The organism is Planomonospora algeriensis (assembly GCF_977012225.1).
In genome coordinates, this window is the sequence record NZ_CDRNDK010000369.1 from 1 (window position 1) to 6,398 (window position 6,398).

At 72.9% G+C, this 6,398-nt stretch carries 7 protein-coding genes; 4 read left to right on the plus strand and 3 right to left on the minus strand.

What is annotated here, in order from left to right; all coding sequences use genetic code 11:
- Positions 1 to 687, plus strand: a 687-nt coding sequence (locus ACWJ6R_RS27670; RefSeq protein ID WP_449065040.1) for a FecCD family ABC transporter permease, incomplete at its 5' end; no start/stop codon positions are given.
- Entirely contained in the window at positions 684 to 1,481 is a 798-nt protein-coding gene (locus ACWJ6R_RS27675) for an ABC transporter ATP-binding protein (RefSeq protein ID WP_449065041.1), read from the plus strand. The genes ACWJ6R_RS27670 and ACWJ6R_RS27675, both read left to right, overlap by 4 nt.
- On the opposite strand, the gene ACWJ6R_RS27680 is transcribed toward ACWJ6R_RS27675, so the two are convergent.
- The gene (locus tag ACWJ6R_RS27680) at positions 1,441 to 2,490 is read right to left on the minus strand and encodes an AraC family transcriptional regulator (RefSeq protein ID WP_449065042.1); all 1,050 of its coding nucleotides are present in this window, start codon (positions 2,488 to 2,490) and stop codon (positions 1,441 to 1,443) included. The two genes, ACWJ6R_RS27675 and ACWJ6R_RS27680, sit on opposite strands and share 41 nt — an antisense overlap.
- Before the next feature lie 163 nt (positions 2,491 to 2,653).
- On the opposite strand from ACWJ6R_RS27680, the gene ACWJ6R_RS27685 reads away from it, so the two are divergent.
- Positions 2,654 to 3,475 carry an NmrA family transcriptional regulator gene (locus ACWJ6R_RS27685; RefSeq protein WP_449065043.1) on the plus strand — a complete coding sequence of 274 codons (822 nt, stop codon included), beginning with the start codon at positions 2,654 to 2,656 and terminating at the stop codon, positions 3,473 to 3,475.
- A gap of 85 nt (positions 3,476 to 3,560) precedes the next feature.
- Positions 3,561 to 4,013: a DUF4345 domain-containing protein gene (locus tag ACWJ6R_RS27690; RefSeq protein ID WP_449065044.1), complete on the plus strand. Its 453-nt coding sequence runs from the start codon at positions 3,561 to 3,563 to the stop codon at positions 4,011 to 4,013.
- Positions 4,014 to 4,124: 111 nt separating this feature from the next.
- On the opposite strand, the gene ftsY is transcribed toward ACWJ6R_RS27690, so the two are convergent.
- Both ftsY and ACWJ6R_RS27700 read right to left on the minus strand, forming a co-directional pair.
- A complete protein-coding gene (gene ftsY, locus ACWJ6R_RS27695) occupies positions 4,125 to 5,303 on the minus strand; it encodes a signal recognition particle-docking protein FtsY (protein ID WP_449065045.1) in 1,179 nt (392 codons plus the stop codon).
- A 146-nt stretch (positions 5,304 to 5,449) separates the two neighbouring features.
- Positions 5,450 to 6,398 (minus strand): AAA family ATPase (locus ACWJ6R_RS27700; RefSeq protein WP_449065046.1); only part of this gene is annotated, 949 nt, incomplete at its 5' end.

Below are 6,398 nucleotides of genomic sequence, written 5' to 3' on the forward strand. Positions count from 1 at the left end.
ACCGCCGGCGGCCCCAGCGGCGCCCTGGCCGCGTTCGGCATCCCCCTCCTGGCCCTGGCGGGCGGCCTGGCCGGCGCGCTGGCCGTCTACCTGCTGGCCTGGCGGGGCGGACTGGACGGCTACCGCCTGGTACTGGTCGGCATCGGCGTCACCGCCGTGTTCGGCAACGTCAAGTACTGGCTGCTGACCGTCGGCGACGTCAACGACAGCAGCCGCGCCATGGTCTGGATCAGCGGCTCGCTCAACGGCCGGGGCTGGGAGCACGTCCACCCGGTCGCGCTCGCGCTGGCCGTACTCGTCCCGCTGACGCTGCTGGGCACCCGCTCGCTCGGCGCGCTGCGCTTCGGCGACGACACGGTGACCGGGCTGGGCGTGCGGATGAACCTCGCGCGCGGCCTGATGATCCTCGCCGCGGTGCTGCTCGCCGCGGTCGCCACGGCCTCCGCCGGGCCCGTCGCCTTCGTCGCCCTGGCCGCCCCGCAGATCGCGCTCCGCCTGGCCGGTACGGCCCAGCCCCCGCTGGTGGTCTCCGCGCTGACCGGCGCCGTCCTCACCACCGCCGCCGACCTGGTCGCGCGGACCGCGTTCAGCCCCGTCGAGCTGCCGGTCGGCGTGGTCACCGCCGTCCTCGGCGCCCCCTATCTGATCTACCTTCTCGTCCGCGTGCGCAGAGAGGCCCGTTCATGAGACTTCAAGCCGTCGACGTCAGGCTCGGGTACGGCGATCGCGTCATCGTCGACGGCCTCGACCTCGGCATCGAGACCGGTACGGTGACCACGATCATCGGCCCCAACGGGTGCGGCAAGTCCACCCTGCTCCGCGCGCTGGGCCGGCTGCTCAAGCCCTCCGGCGGCGAGGTGCTGCTGGACGGCAAGCGCATCGACCGCATGCCCACCAAGGAGGTCGCCAAGGTCCTGGGCGTGCTCCCGCAGGCGCCGACGGCTCCCGAGGGGCTGACCGTGGCCGACCTGGTGGCCCGGGGGCGGCACCCGCACCAGACCTGGTACCGGCAGTGGTCGTCCGACGACGAGTCCGCGGTGAGCGAGGCGCTGTCCATGACGGGCCTGCTCGACCTGGGCGAGCGCCCGCTGGACGAGCTCTCCGGCGGCCAGCGCCAGCGCGCCTGGATCTCCATGGCCCTCGCGCAGGGCACCGACCTGCTCCTGCTCGACGAGCCGACGACCTTCCTGGACCTGGCGCACCAGATCGAGGTGCTGGAGCTCGTCCGCAGGCTCCACGGCGAGCTGGGCCGTACCGTCGTGATGGTCCTGCACGACCTCAACCTGGCCGCCCGCTACGCCGACCGGCTGGTCGCCATGCGCGACGGCAGGGTCATCGCCGCGGGCGCCCCGGCGGAGGTGCTCACCGAGTCGCTGCTCTCGGAGGTCTTCGACCTCGATGCCAAGGTCATCGAGGACCCGGTCGCGGGCACCCCGCTGGTCATCCCCATCGGGGTGCGCCAGCCGGCGGCCCGGAGCTGACCCCCGGGGCCTCACCCTCCGCCGGTCTCACCGGTCCCACCGGGACGGCCGGCTCGGGCGCGGCCCTGCGGGCGCTCCCCGGTGACAGGCCGAAGGCCCGTTTGAACGCCCGGCAGAACGCGGCCTCAGAGCGGTAGCCGAACCGGTGGGCGACGGCCGAGAGCGGCTCCGTCGTCCGCCGGAGGTGTTCGCGGGCCAGCTGCATGCGCCAGCGCGCGAGGTAGTGCATGGCGGACTCGCCGACCAGGCCGGTGAACCGCGCGGAGAAGGCCGAGCGCGACATGCCGGCCTCCTGCGCGAGGGAGGCGACGTCCCACTCCCGCTCGGGCTCGCGGTGGATCAGCAGGAGCGCCCGGCCCACCTGCTCGTCCCGCAGCGCGGCCAGCCAGCCCCGGTTCGCCTCCGGCGACGAGTCGAGCCAGGCGCGGATCGCCTGGATGACGAGGATGTCGGCGAGCCGGGTGATGACGGTCTCCCCGCCCGGCCGCAGCGCGAGGGCCTCCCGGGAGATGAGGCGGAGCGTGCCGGCCAGCCAGTCGGCGGCGGCGTCGTCCCAGGAGTCGAGGTGCAGGACGCCGGGGAGCTGTGCGACGAGGCGCCGGGCCACCGCGTGGTCGGGCCGGACCACGCCGCAGGTGATGTGCGTGAACTCCCCGCCGCCGCCGTGCCGCATGATCTCGTACCGTTCGCTGACCTGCTCGACCGGGATCTCGAAGAGCGGCTCGGTACGGGCCTCGGGACCGCTCCGCAACCGGTGCGGCAGGCCGTGCGGGACCAGGGTGAGGCTGCCCTGCCGGAGCGGGCGCGGCTCGGCGCCGTCGACCTCGAGCAGGCACTCGCCCTCGGTGACGACGTGCAGCAGCATGAACCCGTCGAGGGCCGGCACGTGGATGCCCCAGGGGGCGGTGAGCTCGGCGCGGCAGTAGAGCGCGCCGGTGAGCCGGAGCAGGTGCAGGGTCTCGCCGAGGGGATCGGCCGGGGCGGGGAACTCACGGGCGGCGCTCGGCATGGTGCCACGGTGCCATCGATGTGCCCGATCGTCCATGAAGCTGGACGAACAGCAAAGAGAGCCGGACTTTCTTCCATTGGAAGTCCAGATGATCCGCTCCAGAGTGGACTCAACGCCGATCCGGTCCACCGGATCGGATCCCCACTCCAAGGAGCGCTCGACCATGCGGCAACGCCCTGTCCTCGTCATCGGCTCGACCGGGAAGACCGGTCACCGGATCGTCCACCGCCTCACCGGGCTCGGCCACCCGGTCCGGGGCGTCTCCCGGCGATCCGACCCGCCCTTCGTCTGGGAGGAGCCGTCCACCTGGCCCGGGGCGCTCCGTGGCGCCGGAGCCGTCTACGTCTCGTTCTCCCCCGACCTCGCCGCGCCCGGCGCACCGGCCGCGATCGAGACGCTGACCTCGTACGCGGCCGACGCGGGCGTCGAGCGACTGGTGCTGCTCAGCGGGCGGGGCGAGACCAACGCGCAGCGCTGCGAGGAGATCGTCAGCGGGGCCGGTCCGGACTGGACGCTCCTGCGGGCGAGCTGGTTCTCACAGAACTTCACCGAGGGCCATCTGCTCCCGTCGGTGCTGGAGGGCGTGATCGCGCTGCCGGCCGGCGACGTCGCCGAGCCGTTCCTCGACGTCGACGACATCGCCGACGTCGCGGTCGCCGCGCTCACCGGCGACGGCCACTCCGGCCGGCTCTACGAGCTCACCGGGCCGCGCCTGCTGACCTTCCACGAGGCGGCGGCCGAGATCTCGAAGGCCGCGGGCCATGAGGTCGGATACGTTCCCATCTCGTCGGAGCAGTTCCACGCCGCCGTCGCGCAGAACGCCGGACCCGACTACGCCGACCTGCTCACGGACCTCTGCGCCGAGGTGTTCGACGGCCGCAACGAGTCACTCGGCCACGGTGTGCGGGAGGCGCTCGGCCGGGAGCCCCGCGACTTCACCGACTTCTGCCGCGCCGCCGCCGCGTCCGGCGCGTGGACTCGATGACCGCGCCCCGCCGGGGAAACGCCCACGCGTCCCGTGCGGTCCCCGCCGTACCGGAACCACCCGCTTGTCGAAGAGGAGAGTGAAGATGCGGAACACGAGATCTCTGAAGTTCATCCTCTTCGTATCCGGCCTGGTGGTGATCGTGATCGGCGCGGCCACGCTGTTCGCACCCGTGGCCTTCAACGAGTTCAACGGCGTCGAGCTCGGCGGGGACGCCGGCCTGCTCAGCGAGGTGCGGGCCGCGGGCGGCGCCCTGCTGGCGAGCGGTGTGCTGATCATGCTCGGTGCGTTCGTCCCACGACTGGCGTTCACCGCCGCGCTCCTCGGCACCGTGACCTATCTCGGCTACGGACTGTCCCGGGTGCTGAGCATCGCCCTGGACGGGACACCCGGAAGAGGGCTCGTGCTCGCGGCGGCCGTGGAAACGGTCCTCGGACTGGCCTGCGCCCTCGCCCTCGTACTGCATCGCCGTGGCGACGCGGAACCGGACGGGTCCCCGGACCGCGGCGCTCCGTCCACGCCGGCCCGCATCGGCTGACCCGGCGCTGGGGCACAGGCGGAAACGCCGGTCCCCGGGGAAGGGGCGGGGAAAGAGGAAGGGGCCGCCTCCCGGGGTTCCCGGGAGGCGGCCCTGTCATCCCGTACGGGATCAGTCTCCCAGCAGCGCGTCCACGAAGACCTCAGGGTCGAACGGGGCCAGGTCGTCGGGGCCCTCGCCGAGGCCGACGAGCTTGACCGGGACGCCCAGCTCGCGCTGGACCGAGATGACGATGCCGCCCTTGGCGGTGCCGTCCAGCTTGGTCAGGGCGATGCCGGTGATGTTGACGACCTCGGCGAACACCTGGGCCTGGCGCATGCCGTTCTGGCCGGTGGTGGCGTCGAGCACCAGCAGCACCTCGTCCACCGTGGCCTTCTTCTCGATGACGCGCTTGACCTTGCCGAGCTCGTCCATCAGGCCGGTCTTGGTGTGCAGGCGGCCGGCCGTGTCCACGATCACGACGTCGACCTTCTCCTCCATGCCCCTGGCCACCGCGTCGAACGCGACGGAGGCGGGGTCGCCGCCCTCGGGGCCGCGCACCACCTCGGCCCCGACCCGGTCGCCCCAGGTCTGGAGCTGGTCGGCGGCGGCGGCGCGGAAGGTGTCGGCCGCGCCGAGCACCACCCGGTTGCCGTCGCCGATCAGGGACCGGGCCAGCTTGCCGGTGGTGGTGGTCTTGCCCGTGCCGTTGACGCCCACCACGAGGACGACCGCCGGGCGCTCGCCGTGCTTGGCGACCCGCAGGGTGCGGTCGGTGTCGGCGCCGATCTGGGTGAGCAGCTGCTCCTTCAGCAGGCCGCGGACCTCGGCCGGCGACCGGCTGCCCAGCACCTTCACCCGGGTGCGCAGCTCCTCGACCATCGCCTGGGTCGGCGCGACGCCCACGTCGGCGGTGATCAGGGTCTCCTCGATCTCGTCCCAGACGTCGTCGTCGAGGCGGTCACGGGAGAGCAGCTCCAGCAGGCCCTTGCCGAGGGTGCTCTGGGAGCGGGCCAGCCGGGCGCGGAGCCGTACCATCCGGCCGGCGGACGGCGGCGGGACCTCGATCGGCGGGGCGACCGGGACCTCGATCGGCCGGGCCGGGGGCGGGACGGTGGTCGTCGCCTCGTCCTCGATGACGGCGCCCCTGGGCGGCGCCTGCCTCTCCTCCTCGGGGATCGGCGGCGCCTCCGGCGGTCTCACCGGCGGCGGGGCCGCCTTCCGCCCCTGTCGGAACAGCAGGAACATGCCGCCCGCCGTCAGCACGACGACGGCGGCGATGATCAGGATCAGGCCGAGATAGCTCTCCACAACCGCCTAGTTTCCCAGACGACCGGTGATAGTCCGACCTTTCGAGGTTCGGGACGTTCCGTGTCCTTTCGGCACCGCCCGCTCCGGCACCCGCTCCGGCGTCGGCACCAAGCGCCAGTACCAGACGCCGGGACCAGACGCCGGGATCAGGCGTCTGGCTTCAACCGCTGGCTGATGACCTGGGTGACGCCGTCGCCCCGCATCGACACGCCGTACAGCGCGTCGGCGATCTCCATGGTCCGCTTCTGGTGGGTGATGACGATGAGCTGGGAGGTCTCCCGCAGCTCCTCGAAGAGGGTCAGCAGCCGCTGGGTGTTGGTGTCGTCCAGAGCCGCCTCGACCTCGTCCATCACGTAGAACGGCGAGGGCCGCGCCTTGAAGATCGCCACCAGGAACGCCACCGCGGTCAGCGAGCGCTCGCCGCCCGACAGCAGCGAGAGCCGCTTGACCTTCTTGCCCGGCGGGCGCGCCTCGACCTCGACCCCCGTGGTCAGCATGTCCTCGGGGTCGGTGAGCAGCAGCCGGCCCTCCCCGCCGGGGAAGACCCTGCCGAAGATCGCCTGGAACTCCCTGGCCACGTCGGCGTAGGCGGCGGAGAAGACCTGCTCGACCCGTTCGTCGACCTCCTTGACCACCAGCAGCAGGTCCCGGCGGGTCTTCTTGAGGTCCTCCAGCTGCGAGGTCAGGAACGCGTGCCGCTCCTCCAGCGCCGCGAACTCCTCCAGCGCCAGCGGGTTCACCTTGCCCAGCTGCGCCATCTGCCGCTCGGCCGCCCTGGCCCGCTTCTCCTGCTCCTGCCGGTCGTACGGCACCGGCTCGCCGTCGCCCGACGGGACCGGCTCACCGGGGCCGTACTCGGCGATGAGGACGTCCGGCTCGACGCCGTACTCCTCCACCGCGCGGGTCTGCAGCTGCTCCAGGCGCAGCCGCTGCTCGGTCCTGGCCATCTCGCTGCCGTGCACCCGGTTGACCAGTTTGTCGAGCTCCGCGGAGAGCTCGCGGACCCGGGCGCGGACGGACCTGAGCGAGGCGTCGATCCGGCCGCGGGCCTGCTCGGCCTCGTCGCGCTGGGCGGCGGCCGCGGCGATCGACGCC